The organism is Kiloniella sp., assembly GCF_048259265.1.
GTDB lineage: Bacteria > Pseudomonadota > Alphaproteobacteria > Kiloniellales > Kiloniellaceae > Kiloniella.
Genome location: NZ_JBLXHT010000003.1, coordinates 184,491 through 207,632, shown reverse-complemented (window position 1 = coordinate 207,632; position 23,142 = coordinate 184,491). Strand labels below are relative to the sequence as shown.

20 protein-coding genes and 1 tRNA gene are annotated in these 23,142 nt (G+C 47.1%); 14 read left to right on the top strand and 7 right to left on the bottom strand.

Annotated features, from left to right (window positions below):
- Positions 1-80 precede the first annotated feature (80 nt).
- Positions 81-1,316, top strand: coding sequence for an ROK family transcriptional regulator (locus ACN0QW_RS07015; RefSeq protein ID WP_417430014.1), 1,236 nt, complete (start codon positions 81-83; stop codon positions 1,314-1,316).
- Between the two features lie 25 nt (positions 1,317-1,341).
- Here the strand turns inward: ACN0QW_RS07015 and ACN0QW_RS07010 are convergent, their stop codons facing one another.
- Positions 1,342-2,259 carry a LysR family transcriptional regulator gene (locus tag ACN0QW_RS07010; RefSeq protein ID WP_417430012.1) on the bottom strand — a complete coding sequence of 306 codons (918 nt, stop codon included), beginning with the start codon at positions 2,257-2,259 and terminating at the stop codon, positions 1,342-1,344.
- A gap of 277 nt (positions 2,260-2,536) precedes the next feature.
- Between ACN0QW_RS07010 and argE the strand changes: the two genes are divergently transcribed.
- From argE to ACN0QW_RS06980, 6 genes are all read left to right on the top strand, one after another.
- Positions 2,537-3,700 (top strand): acetylornithine deacetylase, encoded by a 1,164-nt coding sequence (gene argE, locus ACN0QW_RS07005; RefSeq protein WP_417430010.1) that lies wholly within the window; start codon positions 2,537-2,539, stop codon positions 3,698-3,700.
- A gap of 76 nt (positions 3,701-3,776) precedes the next feature.
- The gene (locus tag ACN0QW_RS07000; protein ID WP_417430008.1) at positions 3,777-4,949 is read left to right on the top strand and encodes a M20 aminoacylase family protein; all 1,173 of its coding nucleotides are present in this window, start codon (positions 3,777-3,779) and stop codon (positions 4,947-4,949) included.
- Between the two features lie 65 nt (positions 4,950-5,014).
- Positions 5,015-6,610 (top strand): ABC transporter substrate-binding protein, encoded by a 1,596-nt coding sequence (locus tag ACN0QW_RS06995; RefSeq protein ID WP_417430006.1) that lies wholly within the window; start codon positions 5,015-5,017, stop codon positions 6,608-6,610.
- 93 nt (positions 6,611-6,703) lie between these two features.
- Complete coding sequence (locus tag ACN0QW_RS06990; protein ID WP_417430004.1) at positions 6,704-7,672, top strand: ABC transporter permease; 969 nt, start codon at positions 6,704-6,706, stop codon at positions 7,670-7,672.
- Positions 7,672-8,607 carry an ABC transporter permease gene (locus tag ACN0QW_RS06985; protein ID WP_417430002.1) on the top strand — a complete coding sequence of 312 codons (936 nt, stop codon included), beginning with the start codon at positions 7,672-7,674 and terminating at the stop codon, positions 8,605-8,607. Before ACN0QW_RS06990 ends, ACN0QW_RS06985 begins: the two co-directional genes overlap by 1 nt.
- A gap of 14 nt (positions 8,608-8,621) precedes the next feature.
- On the top strand, positions 8,622-10,352 hold the full coding sequence (locus tag ACN0QW_RS06980) for a dipeptide ABC transporter ATP-binding protein (RefSeq protein ID WP_417430000.1): 1,731 nt from the start codon (positions 8,622-8,624) through the stop codon (positions 10,350-10,352).
- Between the two features lie 132 nt (positions 10,353-10,484).
- On the opposite strand, the gene ACN0QW_RS06975 is transcribed toward ACN0QW_RS06980, so the two are convergent.
- Positions 10,485-11,312, bottom strand: coding sequence for a tellurite resistance TerB family protein (locus ACN0QW_RS06975; protein WP_417429998.1), 828 nt, complete (start codon positions 11,310-11,312; stop codon positions 10,485-10,487).
- 231 nt (positions 11,313-11,543) lie between these two features.
- On the opposite strand from ACN0QW_RS06975, the gene ACN0QW_RS06970 reads away from it, so the two are divergent.
- Entirely contained in the window at positions 11,544-12,602 is a 1,059-nt protein-coding gene (locus ACN0QW_RS06970) for a phospholipase D-like domain-containing protein (protein WP_417429996.1), read from the top strand.
- A 129-nt stretch (positions 12,603-12,731) separates the two neighbouring features.
- Here ACN0QW_RS06970 and ACN0QW_RS06965 read toward each other — a convergent pair whose 3' ends face one another.
- The 3 genes from ACN0QW_RS06965 to ACN0QW_RS06955 form a co-directional block, all read right to left on the bottom strand.
- On the bottom strand, positions 12,732-13,268 hold the full coding sequence (locus ACN0QW_RS06965; protein WP_299372599.1) for a cytochrome b: 537 nt from the start codon (positions 13,266-13,268) through the stop codon (positions 12,732-12,734).
- Between the two features lie 18 nt (positions 13,269-13,286).
- Positions 13,287-13,874, bottom strand: coding sequence for a YceI family protein (locus tag ACN0QW_RS06960; protein ID WP_417429994.1), 588 nt, complete (start codon positions 13,872-13,874; stop codon positions 13,287-13,289).
- A gap of 167 nt (positions 13,875-14,041) precedes the next feature.
- Positions 14,042-14,115 (bottom strand) — tRNA-Gln (locus ACN0QW_RS06955).
- Positions 14,116-14,392: 277 nt separating this feature from the next.
- On the opposite strand from ACN0QW_RS06955, the gene ACN0QW_RS06950 reads away from it, so the two are divergent.
- The 6 genes from ACN0QW_RS06950 (at position 14,393) to guaA (ending at position 22,379) form a co-directional block, all read left to right on the top strand.
- On the top strand, positions 14,393-15,502 hold the full coding sequence (locus ACN0QW_RS06950; protein WP_417429992.1) for a Ppx/GppA phosphatase family protein: 1,110 nt from the start codon (positions 14,393-14,395) through the stop codon (positions 15,500-15,502).
- Positions 15,503-15,800: 298 nt separating this feature from the next.
- Positions 15,801-16,511 carry an RlmE family RNA methyltransferase gene (locus ACN0QW_RS06945; RefSeq protein ID WP_299373398.1) on the top strand — a complete coding sequence of 237 codons (711 nt, stop codon included), beginning with the start codon at positions 15,801-15,803 and terminating at the stop codon, positions 16,509-16,511.
- Between the two features lie 240 nt (positions 16,512-16,751).
- Entirely contained in the window at positions 16,752-18,215 is a 1,464-nt protein-coding gene (gene guaB / locus ACN0QW_RS06940) for an IMP dehydrogenase (RefSeq protein WP_417429989.1), read from the top strand.
- A 125-nt stretch (positions 18,216-18,340) separates the two neighbouring features.
- Positions 18,341-19,642, top strand: a complete 1,302-nt coding sequence (locus ACN0QW_RS06935) for an RsmB/NOP family class I SAM-dependent RNA methyltransferase (protein WP_417429987.1) — start codon at positions 18,341-18,343, stop codon at positions 19,640-19,642.
- Positions 19,643-19,809: 167 nt separating this feature from the next.
- Positions 19,810-20,619 (top strand): TSUP family transporter, encoded by an 810-nt coding sequence (locus ACN0QW_RS06930; protein WP_417429985.1) that lies wholly within the window; start codon positions 19,810-19,812, stop codon positions 20,617-20,619.
- Between the two features lie 206 nt (positions 20,620-20,825).
- Positions 20,826-22,379, top strand: a complete 1,554-nt coding sequence (gene guaA, locus ACN0QW_RS06925; protein ID WP_299373385.1) for a glutamine-hydrolyzing GMP synthase — start codon at positions 20,826-20,828, stop codon at positions 22,377-22,379.
- 81 nt (positions 22,380-22,460) lie between these two features.
- Here the strand turns inward: guaA and ACN0QW_RS06920 are convergent, their stop codons facing one another.
- Together ACN0QW_RS06920 and ACN0QW_RS06915 are read right to left on the bottom strand one after the other, a co-directional pair.
- Positions 22,461-22,628: a hypothetical protein gene (locus ACN0QW_RS06920; protein WP_417429982.1), complete on the bottom strand. Its 168-nt coding sequence runs from the start codon at positions 22,626-22,628 to the stop codon at positions 22,461-22,463.
- 57 nt (positions 22,629-22,685) lie between these two features.
- Positions 22,686-23,021 carry an ArsR/SmtB family transcription factor gene (locus ACN0QW_RS06915; protein ID WP_417429980.1) on the bottom strand — a complete coding sequence of 112 codons (336 nt, stop codon included), beginning with the start codon at positions 23,019-23,021 and terminating at the stop codon, positions 22,686-22,688.
- Between the last annotated feature and the right edge of the window lie 121 nt (positions 23,022-23,142).

Genomic DNA, 23,142 nt, shown 5'->3' with positions numbered 1-23,142 from the left:
TATTTGTCTGTGGCAGTTTGAGTGGATAGTGTTGTTTATTAACTCAATTTGATTTAATTAATCTAGCATGGAATTGTCGTATGGCAACGGAAAAAAATAAAAGTGCTGAAAATCATGCAGTTAAGTCTGGGGTTTTGGGGACGAATCTGGAACATGCAAAAGAGCATAATCTAAGAGCTGTCATTGATGCTGTTCGGCGGCATGGGGAGTTGACGCGTGCTGAAATTACACGGGCTACGGCTCTTTCTGTTCAGACAATATCAAACCTTGTAGCTGAACTGGAGCAGCGTGGCCTGTTGATTGCGGGAGAACCTCAGAAAGCGAAAAGGGGTCAGCCAGCACGCCCCTATCGTTTGAACTCTCAAGGGGGATTTTCTGTTGGCATACAAATGGACCACCAACTTGCCCTCGCTATTTTAGTGAACTTGGCTGGCGAAGAATGCGCAAAGACCCAAAAGACTGTTTCCAGGCCTTCTGCAGAAGAAGGTATAGAAATTTTTGCTCGCCTCGTTGATGAGGTTATTAAAGCAGGTAAAGTCGAAAAACAGCGTGTCTTTGGTGTTGGTGTCGCTATTCCGGGACCGTTTGATGTAAGTGGTCCAACGGGTGTGGGGCCTGGGTGGGTTGGTTATCCCCTCGAAGATAACCTCTCGCGACGCATAGGTTTACCAGTTATCGTAGAAAACGATGCTAATGCAGCGGCTATCGCGGAACGGCTTCATGGCGCCGGGAAAAAGTTTGATAACTTTGTATATGTTTTTATTGGAATGGGGCTTGGTGCAGGGCTTTTTCTCAACGGACAGATCTATCATGGCGTGAGAGGCGCAGCTGGTGAAATAGGTCATATCCTTGTTGAAACTGATGGTAAGGTGTGTGAATGCGGTAATAAGGGATGTTTTGAGCAATACGTTTCTTTACGCGCGGCGTATCATGCTCTGGGAGAGGAAGATAACCATCATAGTTCACCTGAAAACCTTGAGAAGCTTTTCGAAGCAAAAGATCCGGCTTTTATGAGCTGGTTACAAGAGGCTGCAGAAAAACTTAGAATAGGTATTCTTGCACTTGAGAGTTCATTTGACCCAGAGGTTATTTTTATAGGCGGTTTGCTGCCCCCGAAAATCGCCCAAGCACTTTTGGATTTGTTAAATCCTCTGCTGCCCTCGGTGGTCACACAGTTAAAGCCGTTGGAGCAGCGGGTATTGCTGGGCGTTAGTGCTCCTTCTGCTCCGGCACATGGCGCCGCGAGTGTGCCAATTTTTTATGAATTTAATGCTGAGCTATATAGTCATTCAAAAAAACCAGCAGGGTGGGCATAAGGCTTTCCCTTATGTGGAGGCAGTACTACTGATCGAAAATTTCAGTAAGCTGTTCAGCTTTCTCATAGCGCTTAAATTTTTTGCTCGCGATTTCTAAGAGTTCACGAATGACCCAGCTGTCTTTTCTATTTTCCTTGTAATAAGCAGAATATTTATAAGAAATTGACGGTTTGAATGGGCGGATTTTAACCCCTTTTGCCGCCCAGACAGGTGCAGAAAAAGGTTCCAGAATGCCACTGCAAAGTCCTTTGCAGACAAGGGAGTAGGCATTTGCTGAGTGTTGTGTGCTAAAGGGTGTTTCTGGTTTTATACGTTTGTATAGGTCAGTGTGTTGATGAAACGCCAAGACCTCGTCACTATCAAGTGCGATAAGCCTTTCGCCGATTAGGTCCTCTTCAAAGATAACGTCTTTTTCTGCTAAGGGATGGTTGGGGCTTAAGGCACAAATATAGTCAACCTTGGCTAAAATAGCCTGTTCGACACCTGGTTGCTCTCCCATTTGGTTACCAAATGCGATATCAAGATCTTCATCCATAATCATGTTGAAATAGCTTTTAACATCTGTTGTGTTCAGGGTAATGGATACCTTTGGATGATTGGCTGTGAATTCCTCTAGTATTTCGGGGATAATACTTACCGACAAAGCGCCCAGAGAGATAATTCGAATATCTTGCTGTTTATTCCGAGATATGTCTTCTGCTGCATTTTTGAGCTTCGAAAAAGCATCAAAAACTTCATCAAGTTTTCTATAGAACGCCATGCCCTCTGGTGTGGGGACAACCCTGCCTTTTCGACGGTGAAGAAGGTTGAGTTGTAAGGAGTACTCTAAATCAGCCAGCAAGCGACTAATGGTTGGTTGCGTGGTTTTGAGGCTTTTTGCCGCTGAAGATATGGTGCCGTTAAGAATTGTGGCCCTAAAAGCCTCTAGTTGTCGCATGCGCATGTCTTGATATCCATTATGCTTTTTTTGTATACCTATATACATCATTATGCATTGATTCAATTCTTTGTTCGTGGCCTTCTTGTTGGTCAGTACAGGCAAGTTACTTGTGCCTATCAGGTGCCGACATTGATGGCTTAGTAATTTGTCTGTGCAAACAAGTCATTTGATACAGATGTTGAGATTTCATGTTTCCTCTCAATACTGGCAATAGAAATAGTTAGTTTTTTATTTGTCATTTGCCTTGTTTTATTGAAGTGGGTTGCATAGGGAGTTATTTGTGACTGAATATTATTCAGCAAAAGAAATGCTTGCGAGGTTGGTTTCGTTCGATACTGTGTCACGAAACAGTAATATTCCCCTAATTGAGTTTGTTGAGAGCTATTTAAATTCTCATGGTGTTCGCTCTCATCGTGTTCAAAATTCTGATGGCACTAAAACCAATCTGTGGGCTTCTATTGGTCCGGATGCAGATGGGGGCGTGATTTTATCAGGGCATACAGATGTCGTTCCCGTGGATGGCCAGCCTTGGGATACAAATCCTTTTGAGGTTATCGAGAAGGATGGTCTTCTCTATGGGCGCGGAACCGCTGATATGAAAGCCTTCTCTGCAATAGCTCTGTCGCTGGTTCCGGAAATGCTCAAAGCAAAGATGAAACGCCCTATTCATCTCGCCCTTTCTTATGACGAAGAAATCGGCTGTTTGGGTGCTCCATCAATGATTGAGGATATGGCACCAAAGGTGAAAGCCGAAGCTGTGATTGTTGGTGAGCCCACTATGATGAAGGTGGTTTCTGGACATAAAGGAGCGTTAGGGCTGACAACCAGAGTTCGTGGTTTTGAAGTTCATTCCAGTCTGGTTCATACGGGGGTGTCTGCTGTGCATGTCGCGGCAAAGCTTGTCGTATGGCATGAACAAAAGATGTTGGAAAATAAAGAACGAACCGAAAATCTACCTGAGACGGTTTTGTTTAACCCCCCTTATACGACCTTGCATTGCGGTGTCATCGAGGGAGGGACAGCGCACAACATAACAGCGAAAGATTGCTCCTTTTCTTCTGATTTTCGGGTGCTTCCATCTGAAAACCCGATGGAATATCTTGAGGCTTATCGGGTTTATACAGCAGAGTTGGAAGCTGAGATGCAACGCATTGCTCCTTCTGCGAAGATTGAAATTGAAGTCAGGGGGAATGTGCCGGGATGTCGCCGGGAAGTTGATGGTTCGGCTGAAAGGTTGGTCCGTCAGATTACAGGTGATAATGCCGAGCATGTTGTGTCTTACGGCACAGAGGCTGGGCAGTTTCAGGATGGTGGATATTCCACGATTGTTTGTGGGCCCGGTGATATTGCACAAGCCCACGCGGCTAATGAATACCTGTCTATTGAGCAATTGAATGCAGGTATTGATTTTCAGCGACGCCTGATTGAACGTTTAGCTAGCTAAGACCCAAAGTTTGACCAAAATTAAATAAGAGTAATTTAAATAACGAACAGTAGAGATACCGAATTAAGGAAGAATAATGCCGATTATAAACAGGTTTGCAGAACTTCACGATGAAATCACAGGGTGGCGTAGAGAAATTCATTCAAACCCCGAGCTCTTATTTGACGTAGAGGAAACTGCAAGTTTTGTCACAGAAAAGCTAAAAGAGTTTGGTCTTGATGAGGTTGTTACAGGTATAGGCCGTACAGGTGTTGTTGGGATTATCAAGGGTAATCAAACCAGTTCCGGTAAAGTTGTCGGCTTGCGGGCTGATATGGATGCCTTGCCAATACATGAAGAAACTGGGCTTGAGTACGCGTCCAAAGTAGACGGTAAAATGCATGCCTGTGGCCATGATGGACATACGGCGATGTTGCTTGGTGCTGCCAAATATCTTTCTGAGACCCGAAATTTTGATGGCTCTGTTGCTGTTATTTTCCAGCCTGCTGAAGAAGGCGGCGGCGGTGGCCGCGAAATGGTTGACGATGGTATGATGGATCGTTTCAATATTCAGGAAGTGTACGGTCTCCATAACTGGCCGGGTGTTCCTGTGGGAAGTTTTGGAACACGTCCTGGCGCGCTGATGGCTGCGACTGATATTTTTACTATTGATATTCAGGCATCTGGTGGTCACGCAGCAAAACCACATGAAACAATTGATCCGATCGTTATTGCCAGCCATATTATTTTGGCACTTCAATCTATTGCTTCGCGTAATGTTGATCCAATTGAATCTGTGGTTGTTTCTGTAACAACTTGTAATGCAGGTACAGCATTTAATGTTATTCCAGATACAGCCAGCTTGAACGGTACTGTTCGTACTTTGAGTGAAGCTGTGCGTGATTTGACTGAAAAACGCATACAGGAAATTGTCGAGCATACTGCAAAAGCACACGGTGCGACGGCTGTTCTAGACTACAAGCGCAATTATCCGGTTGTGATGAACCACGAAAAAGAAACAGCTTTTGCCGTTGATATTGCCTCTGGCATTTCTGGTGAAGATAAAGTTGATACAGACGCGAACCCGACCATGGGCGGCGAAGATTTTGCTTTCATGCTCAACGCACGTCCGGGGTCATTTATTTTCTTAGGCAATGGCGATACAGCACCGGTTCATCATCCAAAATACAACTTTAACGACGAAATAATTCCCATTGGTTGTTCTTATTGGGCTAAACTTGTCGAAACAGCGATGCCAATAAATCGTTAAAAACAAAAAGTTTAAATAAGTAGTGTGGTTCAAACAGGTAAAGTTAGAAATACAGGGAGTATAAAATGAAAATGAAGTCAATACTCGCGGCGGGTGCATGTGCTCTTGCCCTTAGCGCGGGATCAGCAAATGCTGAAACTTTTAAATGGTCGTTTCAAGGGGACGTTCAGTCTCTTGACCCACATGGTTTGAATGAGACTTTTACTCTTGGATTTTTGGGTAATGTCTATGAAGGCCTTACCTATTATGACAAAAACCTAGAACTACAGCCTGGGTTGGCTGTTAGTTGGGAAAATACTGGCCCGACAACGTGGATCTTCAAGCTTCGTGAAGGTGTAAAGTTCCATGATGGCGGCGATTTTAACGCTGATGATGTTATCTTCTCGTGGAAGCGTACGCTGACTGCTGGGTCTGACATGAAGGGTTACGGTAGTCGTATGAAAGACATCAAGAAAATTGATGACTATACGATTGAGGTGGAAACACCTGCACCAAATCCAATTTTACCTCGCGAACTTGTCTTCTATTACATGATGGACAAAGAGTGGTCTGAAAAGCATGGTTCAGTAGAAGCAACAAGTCCAAAGGCTGCTGATTCTACGGCGACGTATGCTGCGCAAAATGCGAATGGTACAGGCCCGTTCATTTTGACTGAACGTCAACCTGATGTACGTTCAACCTTCAAGCGTTTTGATGGCTATTGGAAAGATATTCCAACAAACGTGACCGAAGTGAACTTTACGCCGATCTCACAAGGTGCAACGCGAGTTGCTGCATTGATTTCAGGTGAACTTGATCTGGTCTATCCGGTTCCCGTTCAGGATTGGAACCGTTTGGAAGAAGCAGAAGGTGTTAGTCCGCTAACAGGACCTGAAGCACGTACAATCTTCTTGGGTATGGATCAGTGGCGTGATGAGCTGCTTTATTCCAATATCAAAGGTAAGAACCCGCTTAAAGACCAGCGTGTTCGTGCTGCTATGGCACATGCGATTGATCTGAACGCAATCGACAAAAAAATCATGCGTGGGGCGGCGGTGCCGTCAGGACTATTGATTGCACCACAGATCAATGGTCATGATGCTAAATTTAATAAGCCTTATGCGTATGATCCGGAAAAGTCCAAAGCCCTTCTTGCCGAAGCTGGATATCCAGAAGGTTTTGAGCTTGGTATGGATTGCCCGAATAATCGTTATGTAAATGACGAAAAAATCTGTCAGGCTGTTGTAGGCCTTTTGGCACGCGTTGGTATCAAAGTTGATCTGAATGCTCAGCCAAAATCCAAATATTTTGCAAAAGTAAGCCCGCAAAATGGTAACGATACCTCTTTCTATCTTCTGGGGTGGACACCAAGTTCTATGGACGTTCATAACGTGCTTTTCAACCTGATGTCATCATTTGATACTGAGAAGAATACTGGCCAATTTAACTATGGTCGTTATTCCAATTCACGGATTGATGAGATCGCAAGCAATGTTGAAAAGGAAACAGATCAAGCTAAGCGCCAGGAAATGGTTGCCGAAGCTTTCTCTATTCTGAAGGAAGACGTTGGTTATCTACCTCTTCACCAGCAACCTCTTTCATGGGGTGTTCGTGATGGCGTAACGCTTTCTCAGCGTGCGGATAATGTTCTTGACCTTCGATATGTTGTGATTGGCAAGTAACCCTTTAGGGTGATTGTATAAGGGGGCCTCGGTTTTAGAGGCCCCCGTTTTTACTGGTTCAATTATCTTGAGCCAAGTTCAGCAGGGGACGTTATGTTCAAGTTTATATCGATGCGGCTTCTTCAGTCGATTGTCGTCATGTTGGTGGTTGGTTTGATTGCCTTCGCCTTATTCCGTTTTGTTGGGGATCCCATCAATAATATGGTTGGTCAGGATACGACTCTTGAAGAGCGTGAAGCCTTGACTGAATCATTGGGATTAAATGATCCTTTTCTCGTTCAATACGGGCGTTTTATTTCAAGTGCTGTACAGGGCGATTTTGGTATGTCCTATCGTTTGCGTCAGCCCGTAAGTGGATTGATTGCCGAACGTTTTCCCGCAACCCTTGAACTTTCCTTGGTTTCTGCTGTACTAGCCTTGGTGTTGGGGGTCCCCATGGGGATCTATACAGCACTAAAACCAAAATCGCTATTTAGTCGTAGTTTTATGACGATATCTTTAATGGGGGTATCGTTGCCGACCTTCCTAATCGGTATTTTGTTAATTCTCTTCTTTGGTGTGACCTTGCGATGGTTGCCCACTTTTGGTCGTGGAGAGGTTGTCGAGTTGGGTTGGTGGAGCACAGGTTTCCTGACAGCAAGTGGTCTTAAGTCGATTATATTGCCTGCGATTACACTAGCAGTATTCCAGATGACTTTGATCGTGCGCTTGGTTCGTGCTGAAATGCTCGAAGTTTTACGTACTGATTATATCAAGTTCGCCCACGCACGTGGTCTAAGCCCAAGGTTAATCAACTTCTCTATTGCTCTGCGTAATACACTTGTTCCTGTTATTACAATTATTGGTCTTCAGGTCGGGTCGATTATTGCTTTTGCCATTATCACCGAGAGCGTATTCCAATGGCCGGGAATGGGGCTGTTGTTTATTCAGGCGGTATCAGAAGTAGATATCCCCGTTATGGCGGCATATCTGCTATTGATTGCCTTTGTTTTTGTTGTGATCAATTTGATTGTCGACATTCTCTATTTTGTTGTTGATCCCCGTTTGCGAGTACAGAGCTAATGAGTGATATTTCAAGCGAAGCATCATCATTTATCACGCGCTTCCGTGAAAGTGATCTCTGGTACAATTTCAAGAGATCACCGGGCGCAATGATTGCCGCCTTCCTGACTTTTATAATTGTCTTTGGCGCGGTTTTTGCCAATTTTGTTGCCCCGCATAACCCCTTTGATCTTGCCACTGTTGATCTTTTTGATGGTCTGTTACCTCCGGCATGGGAAGCGGATGGCAAGGTGTCTTATCTTCTGGGAACAGATGATCAGGGCAGGGACGTTTTCTCCACGATTCTGTACGGATCACGAATTTCCCTTATTGTGGGTTTTGCCTCTGTTGGCTTTGCAGCTGTTCTGGGAATTACTGTTGGATTGATTTCCGGTTATGCCGGCGGGATGGTTGATTCCTTCCTGATGCGTGTTGCAGATGTTCAGTTATCATTTCCAGCTATTTTGATTGCTCTTCTTATTGATGGCATTGCCCGTGGTGTTATGCCACGAGAGGTGCATGATGAGCTTGCGGTTTATGTTCTCGTTGTTGCTATTGGTCTGAGCTTTTGGGTGCAATATGCCCGCACGGTTCGTAGTTCTGTCCTGGTTGAACGGAACAAGGAATACGTTCAGGCAGGACAGGTTATCGGTTTGCCGGACTGGATTATTCTGGTCCGTCATATTTTACCGAACGTTATGGGACCAGTGTTGGTGATTGCGACTATTCAATTGGCTCTGGCTGTTATTACCGAAGCAACACTTTCTTTCCTAGGTGTTGGTGTCCCTCCGACCTCTCCGTCTTTGGGAACTCTTATTCGTATCGGGAATGACTATCTCTTCTCTGGCGAGTGGTGGATAACTATTTTCCCGGGTGTGGCTTTGGTCGTACTCGTTCTTTCCGTTAACATTCTGGGTGACTGGCTTCGCGATGCCTTGAACCCGAAACTGCGCTGATAGGGAGTGATGTCATGAGTAAAGAGTTACTGGATATCAAAGACCTCGTTGTTGAGTTCCCATCTCGCCATGGTGATGTTATTGCGGCTAAGGATGTAAATCTGACTGTTACTGCTGGGGAAATTCTTGGTGTCGTTGGGGAGTCTGGCGCAGGAAAATCGACCATTGGTAATGCTGTGGTTGGTTTGCTGGAACGTCCCGGTCGTGTCGGTGGCGGGGAAGTGTTCCTCGAAGGTGAGCAGATCATTGGTAAATCTCAGGCGGAGTTGAGAAAAATCCGGGGTAAACGGATTGGCATGATCTTTCAAGATCCACTGACTTCGCTTAATCCATTAGAGACTATTGCATCCCAGTTGATCGGGACAATTCAAACTCATTTGGGCTTGTCTGATGCAGAGGCCCGTGAACGTGCAATTTCCCTCCTTGATCAGGTTGGTATTCCGGATCCGACCGTGCGCGTTGATCATTATCCCCACCAGTTTTCCGGGGGTATGCGTCAACGTGTTGTTATTGCTTTGGCTCTGTGTGCCGAGCCGGATGTTATCCTTGCGGATGAGCCAACAACTGCACTGGATGTTTCCATTCAGGCCCAGATTCTTGATTTGCTTAAAAAATTGGTTCGGGAAAAAGGCGTTGGCATGATCATTATTACCCACGATATGGGGGTGATTGCCGAAGTCGCTGACCGTGTTGCGGTGATGTACCGCGGTGTGGTGGTGGAAACTGGACCTACAGCTAAAATTCTTGGTAATCCGGATCATCCTTATTCTCGTAGCTTGATCTCTGCAGTTCCGCGCCCGGATATACGGTTGCATCGTTTCCCTGTTGTGGAAAGCATTGAAGCGGCGGGTGAGTGTAAAGAACTTGATCTGAATACACATTGGTTGGGCAAAGCCCGTGATTTTGGCAAAAGCGATGGTCCGTTGCTTAAGGTCGATAATCTTGAGATGGTTTTCAAATCCGGCGGTATGTTCGGCGGCGGGAAAAGTGAAGTCCGCGCCGTTGATAATGTCAGTTTTGATATCCGTGATGGCGAGTGTTTCGGGATCGTTGGGGAGTCCGGATCAGGTAAATCCACAATCGCGCGTTTGGTGACGTCTATTTACAAGGTTGCTGGTGGTTCTATTAATTTTGCCGGTACAGATCTTACCAAAATCAAAAAACGTCGCGAGCTTAATGTGCACCGTCGTCAGATGCAGATGATTTTCCAAGATCCTTTTTCATCCGTAAATTCGCGTATGAAGGTTCGGGACATTATTGCAGAGCCTATTCGCTTTCATAAACTGACAAGTTCCGAAGCCGAGACACGTCAAATTGTTGATGATCTTCTTGACCACGTTGGCCTGGGTGCCAAGGCAGCTGTGAAGTTCCCTCATGAATTCTCCGGGGGGCAGCGACAACGTATTTCCATCGCTCGTGCGTTGGCAACGCGTCCGCGTTTCCTAATTTGTGACGAACCAACATCGGCTTTGGACGTATCCATTCAAGCCCAGATCCTCAATCTATTAAAAGATCTGCAGGAAGAGCTTGGTTTGACCATGATGTTTATCAGTCACGATCTTCCGGTAATCCGACAGATGTGTGATCGTGTTGGTGTTATGTCCAAAGGAAAGATGGTTGAGATTGCTGATACGGAAGAGCTTTTCAAGGCACCGCAGCATGAATACAGCAAGCATCTGATCAGTTTGATGCCAAGCTATTCCGGTCTTATGGACCGTGATGATGGACAAGCCGAAGCAAGTTAAAGCTATCCGTGATAAGTATAAAAAAGGGCTCTGAAGTAATTTCAGAGCCCTTTTTGTATGTATGAACCGAAGAGAAAACGCTTGGGTTTTGCCGTTACTTCAATGTCCAAGAGTTAAGTAACGTTATTAATCCTAGGCGTGGACAGCTTGAGCGACTGACCCATGGATATGGGCAACCAGTTCCGGTTCTAACTTCAAGCGTGCAGATAGCATGCTGAGATACCCCTGTTCAGCGGGATCATCTACTTCAATTGCCATCAGAGAAGCCACGTAAAGCTCGACGGCTTGTTCCTTGTTCTGTGCCAGTGCAACCAGACTGTCGATATCCAATGGTCTTCGTAACTGATCCATCAGGAAGGCCTTTTCGTCGTTTGACAGGTCAAGTTCATCAATCTTGGCAAAGATAGCATCTTGTTCCGCGCTATCAATCTGGCCATCTGCTTTTGCGGCGGCAATCATGGCAGAAACCAGCGCGGCACCAAAGCTGTTTGTTGTTTCTGTTGCCGGTTCTACCGCAAAGGCTGAATCCTGAGGGACAGGAGGCACAATAGCGGCCTGTTGCGGTGTCTGATGTGCTGTATATTGCTGAGAAGCTTGTGCTGGTGCATGGGCAGTGTGGGGCTGGCTCTGAGCATGTCCTTGTGCTTGTCCGGGTACTTGCCCGTGTCCCATGCCTTGTTGAGGGGCCGCATTTTTATTGCCTTGCCAATCACTATAAGCCTTGTACGCTAGACCGGCAACAAGGGCGAGGCCACCGTACTGAACGGTTTTCTTTGCCATCTTGCGACCCTTTTTGGAACCCATCATATAACCAGCCAAGCCGCCAGCGACGGCCCCGCCAGCGAGACCACCTGCATTGTTGGAAAGGTAATCCTTGCCTTTTTGCATAGCTGAACCACCACCTGATCCAGCACCACTTGCGCCAAGTACTTCGTTGATTAGTTTCGATGCGTTAAACATGCTGTCCCATCATAGAAATTAGAGTTTTCTGCAAACCAGGTATTTTTTGTTCCTATCTCATATGGGGGATTTTTTGCGGGTTTCAATTCTTCTGATGTTGGAAAATCAAAGGGCTTTTTGCATGGAGTGTTAGATACAGTATCTCGCGCTGGAGTTGATCTGTCATGATGCTGCTGCACTTTTGTGGTACATTGTGCGTGTCATAAGTGTATGTATAACTGCGGAAAAACAATGGGTGTGCGTGTCGGGAATGTAGAGTTTCATGCAGGGCCGGAAGCTCTGGGGGCACCAGATGAGCTGGAGGCTGTGATCGTTGACTTTATCGACGGCACACAAAAGCGTCTGGATATCGCGGTGCAGGAGTTGGAAAACGAAACTATTGCCAAGGCAATTATTCGTGCCCGCCAACGAAAAGTCCGGGTCAGAATGGTCATCGAACAAAGCTATCTCAAGGCTGCAACGGCGCAGGTTGATCCTTGGGCCGTGGGTGGCAAGCACGAGGCAAACAGACAGGTTCATGATGCTATCCTGCGGGCCAAAATTGACGTGAAGGTCGATTATAATTCTAAGATTTTTCATCAGAAATTTATGGTTCGGGACGGGGCGTCGGTTCTGTCAGGATCGACCAATTTCACCCCGACAGGCACCCACAATAACCTGAACCATGTGATTATTATCCACGATAAGAAGGTTGCGAAAATCTTTAGCCGTGAATTTGCGGAAATTCAGCGCGGACATTTTGGCAAGCGGAACGAAGGTCACGATAAAACCCCGACGGATACAGTGGTGTCCGACGTACCGATCAGGGTTCTGTTTGCACCGGATCACAGCCCGGAAATGGAAATCATGAAGCAAATGCTCAAGGCGCGAGAGCGGATCGATTTTGCAATCTTTACCTTTTCAAAATCATCGGGGATTGATGATACCATGCTACGCTTGCTTGATCTCGACATGCCAATACAGGGTGTCTTTGATGGCGGGCAGGGTAGTCAGGATTGGGCGCCTGTGGATGATCTCAAGGCCAAGGGGGCAGACTTGTTTTTTGTGCACAAAAGCGGACAGCTTGGCAAGTTGCATCACAAGCTGATGGTCTTGGACAGGCAAGTGGTGATTGGCGGCTCCTTTAACTATACGGGCCCGGCGAACCATTTGAATGATGAGAACATCATTATCCTTGGCGATCTGGACACAACATCCCCCACACAAAAAGAGGCACAGAAAAAGATTGCCAGTTTTGCCCTCGCGGAAATCGAGCGCATCATCCGGGATCATGCCCGACCCGTTACATGAGGTCTGTTCTATGAGGCCCGTTATCTCGACACCAACGATCTAGGGTAGTTGTTTAGCGCAAAAGAAAAAGGGAGCTTTCGCTCCCTCTTACATTTTTACCTGTATCCACTTAGTGACATCGCACTACCTTTAAAACATACGTTTAAGCGTACCTTTTTTATCGATGAACTGATGTTTAAAAGCCGCCCCTGCATGCAGCAGAACCACGGCGATCAGGCCATAGGCAATGTAATAATGCAGGTCGATGGCTAGATCACGGGTTGTATCGGTAATTGCCATGATCGACGGAATGTCGAAAAGCCCGAAAAAGGTAAAGCCGCTTCCCGAAGACGTGGAAATGGCATAACCCGTTAAGGGAACGACAAACATGGAAAGCAGTAGAATGACATGCACTACTTTTGCCCCGACCTTTTCCATTGGTTTCAGGGATTCCTGAAGACCGGGCGAGGGGGAAATCACTTTCCATATTGCAAAGACAGAGGCAAGAAGAAGCACACAGATGCCAATGGCACGGTGTAATTCCAAGCCAGTATGATACCAAGCATCATAATAGCTGAGCCCAACCATCCACCAGCCAAGACCGATCAGACCAATAATGGAAAAGGCTATGAGCGAGTGCAACAACTTGCTGACCAGCCCATAGCTATTTGTTGAATTGCGTATCATAACTGATAAACGATTTGATTATTTCTTTTGAATGGCTTCGATAAAGAGATCAACCTGTACTTCCTCTGCCGCAGGGCCGAGATTAAAGTCCATGCCGAAATCTTTACGTTTCAAGGTGTAGCTGCCTTCGAAACCAGCACGATATCCACCCCATGGGTCTTTACCTTCGCCAATCTTAGTGACATCAAAGGAAATATTTTTGGTTACACCGTGCAACGTTAGATCACCGGACAAGGTGCCTCCATTGGCATCGCCGCTGTATCCTGTGCTGACAAAGGTGGCTGTCGGGAATTTTTCCACATCAAAGAAATCTGCGCTGCGCAAGTGCTTGTCACGCTCAGCGTGATTGGTATCCAGACTTGCGGTGTCGATTTCTATATTGACCTTCTGGTCTGCATTATTTTCAGGATCATAATCGATAGTTCCGGAAATCTTGTTAAAGGTACCAGATAACCAGCTATAGCCGAGGTGTTTTGTTTTGAAATTAATAAACGAGTGCGTTGGATCAATGTTGTACTCAGCGGCATTCGCCATTGACACAGACAAGGAAAGTGCCAGTGCAGCAAGGCCAGTTGGAAGAGCTTTAAAAGGTAGTTTGAAAGACATGTAAAATCCCCGTGAAAAAGATTATTTCTAAATTAGATGGTGATTTGAACCCTATCATTCAATCCACGAATTTGGATGTAACTATTGTGTGAGCAGTCTTCAAGGTTTGTGGAAGCAACACGCTAACCAGTTATCAGACTTAAATGTATCTTGTTTGGGTAAGAATTTGGATCCGGGACCAGGATTCGAACCTGGACTGAAGGAGTCAGAGTCCTTAGTTCTACCGTTAAACTATCCCGGATCAGGGTTCAGCAGATAAATATTCTGGCAGCTTTTGATGATCATTGGATGATCACTGAGCATTTACTGTGGGCCAGATATGCTGATAACGGTGACTTGCGGGGCTTCATATAGTCCCTTGACTCAGATCTTACAACACATTTTTGCGTCCAGTGATGTTTTTTTGCTTTTGGGGCATTTTTAGGGCCTAGATGGTGAATAGATGTTGATTTTTCCCCCTTTGAATTCGTAAGAAGGGAGTATTGGATTATGGTCCGGTCGGATCAGGAGCAAAATTTTTGACGGTTACTTCTCAGTCCCGAAAAAAGGCCTTATCGAAAAAGGCGGTAAAACGGGCGGACAATAATGTTTACGCCGCGATAGATTTGGGGACAAATAACTGTCGCCTGTTGATCGCGCGCGCCAGCCGTAAGAATTTTCGTGTTCTTGATACCTTTTCTCGTATCGTTCGCTTGGGCGAGGGGCTAAGTCAAACAGGTAAGTTATCTGAAGAAGCCATGGGTCGGACGCTGGCTGCACTTAAGATTTGCAACAGTAAACTTAAACGACGGGGCGTGACAAAACTACGTTGTGTCGCGACCGAGGCCTGTCGCCGCGCGGCAAACGGGGATGATTTCATCAAACGGGTCAAGCAAGAAACCGGGCTAGATCTGGAAATTATCGATAATTCGGAAGAAGCATCGTTGGCCATTATGGGGTGTGCGCCTTTGCTAAACCCTGATCTGCCCGAAGCTTTAATCTTTGATATCGGCGGGGGCAGTACCGAGGTTAGCTGGATTCGTCTGGGGGATAAAGAACCCTCGCCAGATAAAACGAAAGCGCCAGATAATGCGAAAGCGACGGCACCTAAACCAGATGTGCCCAAACCTGTTATGCCGACCCCAATTATGCCAAGTCCCATCATGGAAGACTGGTATTCGGTTTCCAAAGGGGTTGTGACCCTTGCCGAGAAATACGGTGGCCGGGATATCACGGCGGAAATTTATCAACAGATGGTTCAGGAAATCTATGATGACTTCCTGATCTTTGAGAAAAAACACGGTTTTGCCCAACGGGTCCGCGATGGAAAGTTGCAACTATTGGGAACATCCGGCACGGTGACGACGCTTGTCGGGGTGTATAAAAAGCTTCCACGTTATGACCGCAATCGGGTTGATGGTACCCTGATCAATTGTGATACCGCTATTGGCCTCTGCCACAAGATTGCCAGCATGACCTATGCACAACGGGTGGCAAATCCCTGCATAGGTAGTCAGCGCGCTGATCTGGTGGTGGCGGGCTGTGCGATCTTCGAAGCCTTAGCCAAGCTCTGGCCTGTTGCGCAACTACGCGTTGCTGACAGGGGCCTGCGCGAAGGTATTCTCTATAAGTTGATTAGCGAAGGTTAAGCCCTTTCGGCTTTAGTTGGGGGATTGGCGCGTTCGGGTTGTCTCTTACTCGGGTCGTCTTTTAACAGAATATCTTCTATTCTTTATTTTAAGATCAAATTGATACTCTGGATTTTAAAGTCTAACAGATACTCTGGGCCTTGTTGTGTGATAATTTTGTTTATGGGCTGGTGATGAGACATTTGAGATTTTATCAGTCCTGATGTATAGCCCTGTTAAGAAATGGAACGCCAATAAGTCTGGTGTGTCGTATACTATTGTCTTTTGATCCTGTGATCATGTGTCAGAAAGCGGAAGAATGAGCTCTTCAGGTAAATCCAAAAAAGGTGGCTCGCGCCCAAGCAGTAACCCTTCGGGGCGGGGACTGAAAGTCCGTGTGAAAACTGCGGCTCGGCGTTCGAACTCTTCTGCGCGCTGGTTGAACCGTCAACTCAACGATCCCTATGTTCAGGAAGCCAAAAAGCGCGGCTATCGGGGACGGGCAGCCTTTAAGATTGCTCAGATCGACGACAAGTTTAAAATTTTCAAAAAGAATTCCCGCATTGTCGATCTAGGATGCGCCCCAGGGGGCTGGTGTCAGGTCGCTGTTGAACGCTGTGGACCCGGCGCGCATATCGTGGGTATGGATCTCCAGGAGGTCGAGCCGATTGCCGGCGTTGTTCTGCTGCAGGGCGACTTTATGGATGATGATGCACCTGCACGTCTTAAGGCTGAACTGAATGGACCTGCCGATATTGTTCTGTCGGATATGGCGGCGGCGGCAACGGGTCATCCTCAGACGGATCATCTGCGGATTATGGGCCTGATGGAGACCGCGTTGATGTTTGCAGAGGAAGTTCTGGTTCCCGGCGGAAGTTTTATCGGCAAGGTCCTACAAGGGGGGGCGCAGGCCGAGTTGTTGAAGTTAGTGAAAACCAAATTTAAAAGCGTGCGCCATTTCAAACCAGATTCCAGTCGGAAAGACTCCTCGGAAATGTTTTTGGTTGCGACAGGCTTTAAGGAAAAATAAGGTCGCTAATGAGGCTTAAAGTAAACGTATGAAAGCCCTGAATAATTGAAAATTCAGGGCTTTTTGTTGTTCTGCTTTTTGAGGCCTTAGCCCTGCATATAAAATAATTGAAATGTCATCTTTTAATCACTTGGCTTTAACTCGCTTCTGTGTAGAATGCGGCGTCAATCGGATTTAGCCACTATGGTGTGGCACCCATACGGGAAACAAGGTTTCCCCGCGTCTAAGGGATAGATTGACATGCACATCCGCGAAGCTCTCACATTTGATGATGTTCTGCTCCAGCCTGCAGAATCCTCTGTTCTTCCCGCTCAGGCAGATACGCGCACAAAGCTGACTGCTTCTCTCGAACTGAATATCCCGCTGCTTTCTTCTGCGATGGATACGGTCACCGAAAGCCGTCTGGCAATCGCAATGGCCCAGTTTGGTGGTATCGGCGTTATTCACAAGAACCTTTCTATCGAAGAACAGGCCAGTGAAGTTCGCAAAGTTAAAAAGTTTGAATCCGGTATGGTTGCCGATCCGCTGACATTCCCGCCCAGCGCGACATTGGCAGATATACAACGCCTTCAGGAAAGCGTCAGTTTTTCCTGTTTCCCGGTTGTTGAAGAAAAAACAGGCAAGCTGGTCGGGATTATCACAAACCGCGACATGCGCTTTGCCCAAGACCCTAATCAGCCAATTTCAGAACTGATGACCAGCGAAAACCTCGTCACGGTTAAAGAGGGTATTACCGGGGACGAAGCCAAACGTCTGCTACATCAACACCGTATCGAAAAGCTTCTGGTTGTTGATGATAATTATCGCTGTATCGGTTTGATTACTGTTAAAGATATCGACAAAGCGGCAAAACATCCGATTGCGTGTAAAGACGATCACGGACGTTTGCGTGCCGCGGCGGCAACGGGTGTTGGTGACGAAGGTTTTTCTCGCGCAGAGGCCCTGATTGACGCTGGTGTTGATCTTTTGGTTATTGATACGGCTCACGGTCATTCCCGTGGCGTGATTAACGCAGTTGAGTTGATCAAGAAAACCTATCCATCCACTCAGATTGTTGCGGGTAACGTTGCCACAGCCGAAGCAACACGCGCCTTGATTGGTGCGGGGGCAGATGCGGTTAAGGTTGGTATCGGGCCGGGATCTATCTGTACAACCCGTATCGTAGCTGGTGTTGGTGTCCCTCAGCTAACGGCGATTATGGACGCGGTCGAAGTTGCGAACAAAAGCAATGTCGGCATTATTGCTGATGGTGGTATTAAAAACTCTGGCGATATTGCCAAGGCAATTGCTGCCGGGGCACGTGCGGTTATGGTTGGTTCGCTTCTTGGCGGAACAGACGAAAGCCCGGGGGAAGTTTTCCTTTATCAAGGACGTTCTTATAAATCTTACCGCGGTATGGGATCTGTTGGTGCCATGGCGCGTGGATCTGCGGATCGTTATTTCCAGGATGATGTTAAAGACAATCTGAAACTGGTTCCAGAAGGCATCGAAGGGCGTGTACCATACAAAGGTCAGGCAAGTGCTATTGTGCACCAGTTGGTTGGCGGCCTGAAAGCATCCATGGGCTATACGGGCTCTCCGACCATTGATCACATGCGTGAGAATTGCGTTTTCTGTAAAATTACAAACGCTGGCCTGCGCGAAAGCCACGTGCACGATGTGACAATCACCCGCGAAGCCCCGAACTATCGCAGTGGTGGTTAAGGCCTAAGATATTAGGCAGCAGTAATCGGCATTTGGTTTCTGCTCTCTAATCGACTATTTTTATGGGCGGCCCCCTGTAACGGGTGTCGCCCTTTTTATTCCCAGCTAAAAACGCGAGATCTGTTGTGAGACCTTCTGGACGTATTCAAACTTCAATCGAACTTCTGACCGAAGTTATGGAATCATCCCTGCCCATGGATCGAGTGGTCAACAGCTACCTTCGCGCGCGGCGTTTTATTGGCTCCAAAGATCGCAAGGATATCTCTGCACGGGTCTATGGCGTGATCCGATCCAAATCTAGACTTGATTGGTGGACGATTAAATCCGGTCTTGGGGATGGGTGTCGATCACTTGTTTTATCTTACGCGACATTGGTCGAAGGGCTGAAAGCTTCTGAGTTGGATGAAATTTGCGATGGCGGGGATTACAGCCCCCGTGCCCTCAGCGAATTTGAAAACGAAGCTTTGGCAACACTACAAGGACAAGAGCTTAACCATCCGGATATGCCGGCAGCGGTTCAGGGGGAATTGCCGGACTGGCTCTATGCTTTGTTTGAAAAACAGTTTGGTGTCGAAGGTGCCAAAGCAGAAGCCGTTGGTTTGCAAAAACAAGCCAGTCTTGATCTTCGCGCCAATTTGCTAAAGGGCGAACGGGATCAGGTAATTGACCTGCTAGGCAAAGATAATGTCGAAGGAGCAGTAACTGACTTTTCGCCTTGGGGTATTCGGGTTCAGGGGCGCACAGCCCTCGGAAACTGCAAAGCCTTTCGTGATGGTCTGGTCGAAGTTCAGGACGAAGGGTCACAGCTGATCGCCTTATTGTGCGACGTGACACCGGGACAGTCTGTGCTTGATCTCTGCGCGGGTGCCGGGGGCAAATCTCTTGCCTTGGGCGCGTTGCTGCAAAACGACGGCGAGTTGGTAGCAATGGATATTGACCCCCGCCGACTTCAACGAGCTGAGCCACGGGTTGAAAAGGCCGGAATTGAAAACATCCGCTATGCAACGCTGAACAAAGATAATCTGAAAAAGATGTCTGCAAAAGGTTTTGACCGCGTGTTGGTGGATGCCCCCTGTTCTGGAAGCGGGACATGGCGACGCCAACCAGATGCACGTTTGCGGATCACATCGGGTAAGTTTGTAAACTACAAGGAAATGCAAACCAAAGTACTGGAACAGGGGGCTTCTTGTGTAAAAGTTGGTGGTCGACTGATTTATGCGACCTGTTCTGTCCTTGATGACGAAAACACGGATCAAATAGACGCTTTCCTTGCAAAACATCCAAACTATCAACGCGTGCCTGTCAGCGAAATCTGGAAAGAACAAGGCATGAAACCCTGTGCCTTTATCGACCAAACAATGAAAGTATCCCCCGCGCAACACAGCCTTGATGGCTTCTTCTGCGCGGTGCTTGAACGACGGTCATAATCGGGAGTGGTGTTGGATCATTCCGTAATTGTAACCGGGACAATTTGTGCGCTTACAATCCTGATTAAATAATATCTTTTGCTGCATTAGCTGGGAAAGCTTGTTAGGACTAGATCCTGTTTCCCCGATGTTGTTTTTCGGCTCTTTTCTTCCGACAGGTCACCAGAATGGATTTCTTTTCTCCCGAGCTTCTTGCTCTGATGTTTGCTGCGGGTCTTTTTGCGGGCTTTGTTGATGCCATTGCCGGGGGCGGGGGGCTGATTACGCTACCTGTCTTGTTGACTGTTGGGCTGTCGCCGGTTCAGGCAATTGCAACAAACAAGCTACAGGGATCGTTCGGAACTTTCTCAGCGACGCTTAGTTTTATCCGCAAAGGTCATCTGGATATCAAAGCGTGGATACTGCCGATAGTTCTGACCTTTATCGGTGCGGCATCTGGCGTGCTTGTTCTTCGGTCGGTTGATAGCAGCTTTCTGGTCAATGCCATTCCCTTTTTACTGATTGCAATCGCCATCTATTTTCTGTTTCAGCGCAAGCTGGGGGATGAAGATCGTCACCAACGGATCAGCCGTAATGTCTTTGCGTTCTTTTTTGGAACAGGCATTGGGTTTTACGACGGTTTTTTTGGTCCCGGCACAGGGTCGTTCTTCACTTTGGCCATAGTGAGCCTGCTTGGGTACAACATCCTCAAAGCCACCGCGCATGCGAAGTTATTGAACTTCACCAGTAACTTTGCCTCGCTGTTGTTCTTTATCCTTGGCGACAGTCTGGTGTGGTCCGTTGGTTTGATCATGGCCTGTGGATCCGTGATCGGTGGTTATCTTGGCGCGCAGATGACCATGAAGCATGGCGCGCGGATTATTCGGCCGCTTTTGGTGGTGACGTCGATTCTGATGACCGTAAAGCTGATCTACTCTAACCCCGATCATATTCTCGGTCGCTTGATAGTTTCGTTTTTGGATGTTTTTCTTTCGTAGCTCAAAAAATGGCGACGAAAAGAGAAACGCGATTTTTATGGCTTACTGTAAAAAGAGCCTCAAACAGGTAAAAGAGCTGTTTCTGTCTTTGACATTTGTCGCGCTTTCCGGCAGGTAAGGGACGTGAAATTGAACGTGCCCTGGATACCTTTGATTGGATTTGCCAATGATGGTGTCGGGCTTATTGCGGAGCATGAGTTCCATCCATGACTGATCGTATTCTCATTATTGATTTCGGGTCTCAGGTTACCCAGCTGATTGCACGTCGTGTGCGTGAAAGCGGCGTCTATTCCGAGATCCATCCTTTTAACGCCATAGATGATGCTTTTCTGGATGCCTATGCGCCAAAAGCCATCATCCTTTCCGGTGGTCCTGCCTCTGTAACTTGGGATGATGCCCCGTCTGCACCGACAAAGGTGTTTGAAATGGGCGTGCCTGTGTTGGGAATTTGTTATGGTCAGCAGACCATGATGGAACAGCTTGGCGGTAAAGTTGAAACTTCTGACCATCAGGAATTTGGTCGGGCGATTATTGATATTACCGAAGACTGTGCCCTTTTCCATGGTGTATGGGGTGTTGGCACCCAGGAACAGGTCTGGATGAGCCACGGCGACCGTGTTGGTAAGCTGGCATCGGGCTTTAGGGTTGTTGCAACCTCTGAGGGCGCGCCTTGTGCCGCTGTCGCCAACGATGACAAAAAGTTTTACGCGGTTCAGTTCCACCCGGAAGTTTATCACACGCCCCATGGTGCACAGCTTTTGAAGAACTTCACCCACGGCGTTGCGGGCTGTACTGGCGACTGGACAATGGCTGCCTTTAAAGATCAAAAGGTAGAGGCCATTCGCGAACAGGTTGGCGACGGGAAAGTTATATGTGGACTTTCTGGTGGTGTCGACAGTTCTGTTGTTGCCGTTCTTTTACACGAAGCCATTGGTGAGCAGCTGACTTGCGTCTTCGTTGATACCGGCTTTATGCGTATGGGCGAAGCCGAGCAGGTGGTTACTCTCTTTAAAGATCACTACAATATTGAACTGGTCCACGTGAATGCCGCTGATCGTTTCTTTGCGGCCCTTGGGGATGAGTTTGATCCAGAAAAAAAACGTAAAACCATTGGCGGTCTCTTCATTGATGTTTTCGAGGAAGAAGCCAATAAAATTGGCGGCGCAGATTTCCTTGCTCAGGGAACGCTCTACCCAGATGTAATTGAATCAGTTTCTTTCACAGGCGGACCAAGCGTTACCATCAAATCGCACCACAATGTTGGCGGTTTGCCCGAACGCATGAACATGAAGCTGGTTGAGCCGCTCAGAGAGCTTTTCAAAGATGAGGTTCGTGGCTTGGGCCGTGAACTCGGGTTGCCCGATAGCTTTGTTGATCGTCATCCCTTCCCGGGACCTGGTCTTGCAATCCGTATCCCAGGACAGCCGCTAACGCCTGAAAAGTGCGATATCCTGCGTAAAGCTGATGCGATCTATCTTGAAGAAATTCGCAAAGCGGGTCTCTATAATGAGATTTGGCAGGCTTTTGCTGTGTTGCTGCCCGTGCGTACTGTTGGTGTGATGGGGGATGCACGGACTTACGATTTTGTCTGTGCTCTTCGGGCTGTGACCTCCACCGACGGGATGACCGCGGATTATTACCACTTTGACCACGAGTTCCTTGGGCGGGTGACAAACCGCATCATCAATGAAGTCCGCGGCATTAACCGGGTGGTGTATGACTGCACGTCAAAGCCACCAGGAACTATTGAGTGGGAATAATTCTGTTGGAATAAATCTAACGGTAAACGTTTGTATTAAAGGCGAAACCCTGTGTTTCGCCTTTTTCATTTATGGCTCGATTTAAGCGCTTTTGGGGGAGCTACACGAACATCCACACCCTTTTTGCCCTTGTTCTTTGGCAACTTCATCCGCTTTGCAACAGGCATCCGTGTTGTTTACTGGTGATCCACCGCAACATTTTTGATTGTTGGCCATCGTTGCTTTTGATCCGTCTATTTTTCTTTCCACTGGTTTCTCCTTAACGTTTTGGTGGTTGAGCATAGTATATCTGACAATCGAGATCATTTAGCTGCATGTAAGTGAAGCATCGATTTCGCAGTCCGCACTATCTTGAGATGAGTCGATACAGCACTCGCAAACCAGATAATCGACCAGCTGCTGTACTGAGGTGTAGTTGGCACGGCAAATCAGGGTTGTCGCCTGCCTTTCCTGAGTGATGAGGTCCGCAATCATTAGTGTTTTTAGATGATGCGACAGGGTTGAACCCGGTATTCCCAGTTTGTCTTGTAAAGCCCCGACAGATAACCCTTCTTTTCCTGCACGAATGAGGGCCCGGTATATGTCTAACCTTTTGGGTTTACCCAAAGCTTCCATCTGTGATGCGGCAGTTTCTATATTCATTTTTAACGCTCTTTTTTCGATTAAGCTTACATTAAACGGTATTTCTAGAATTATCAAAATAAAATTTAATATACCATTTGCACAAAGGCTATTTAAATAGCTACAAAAGCAAGATGATGGT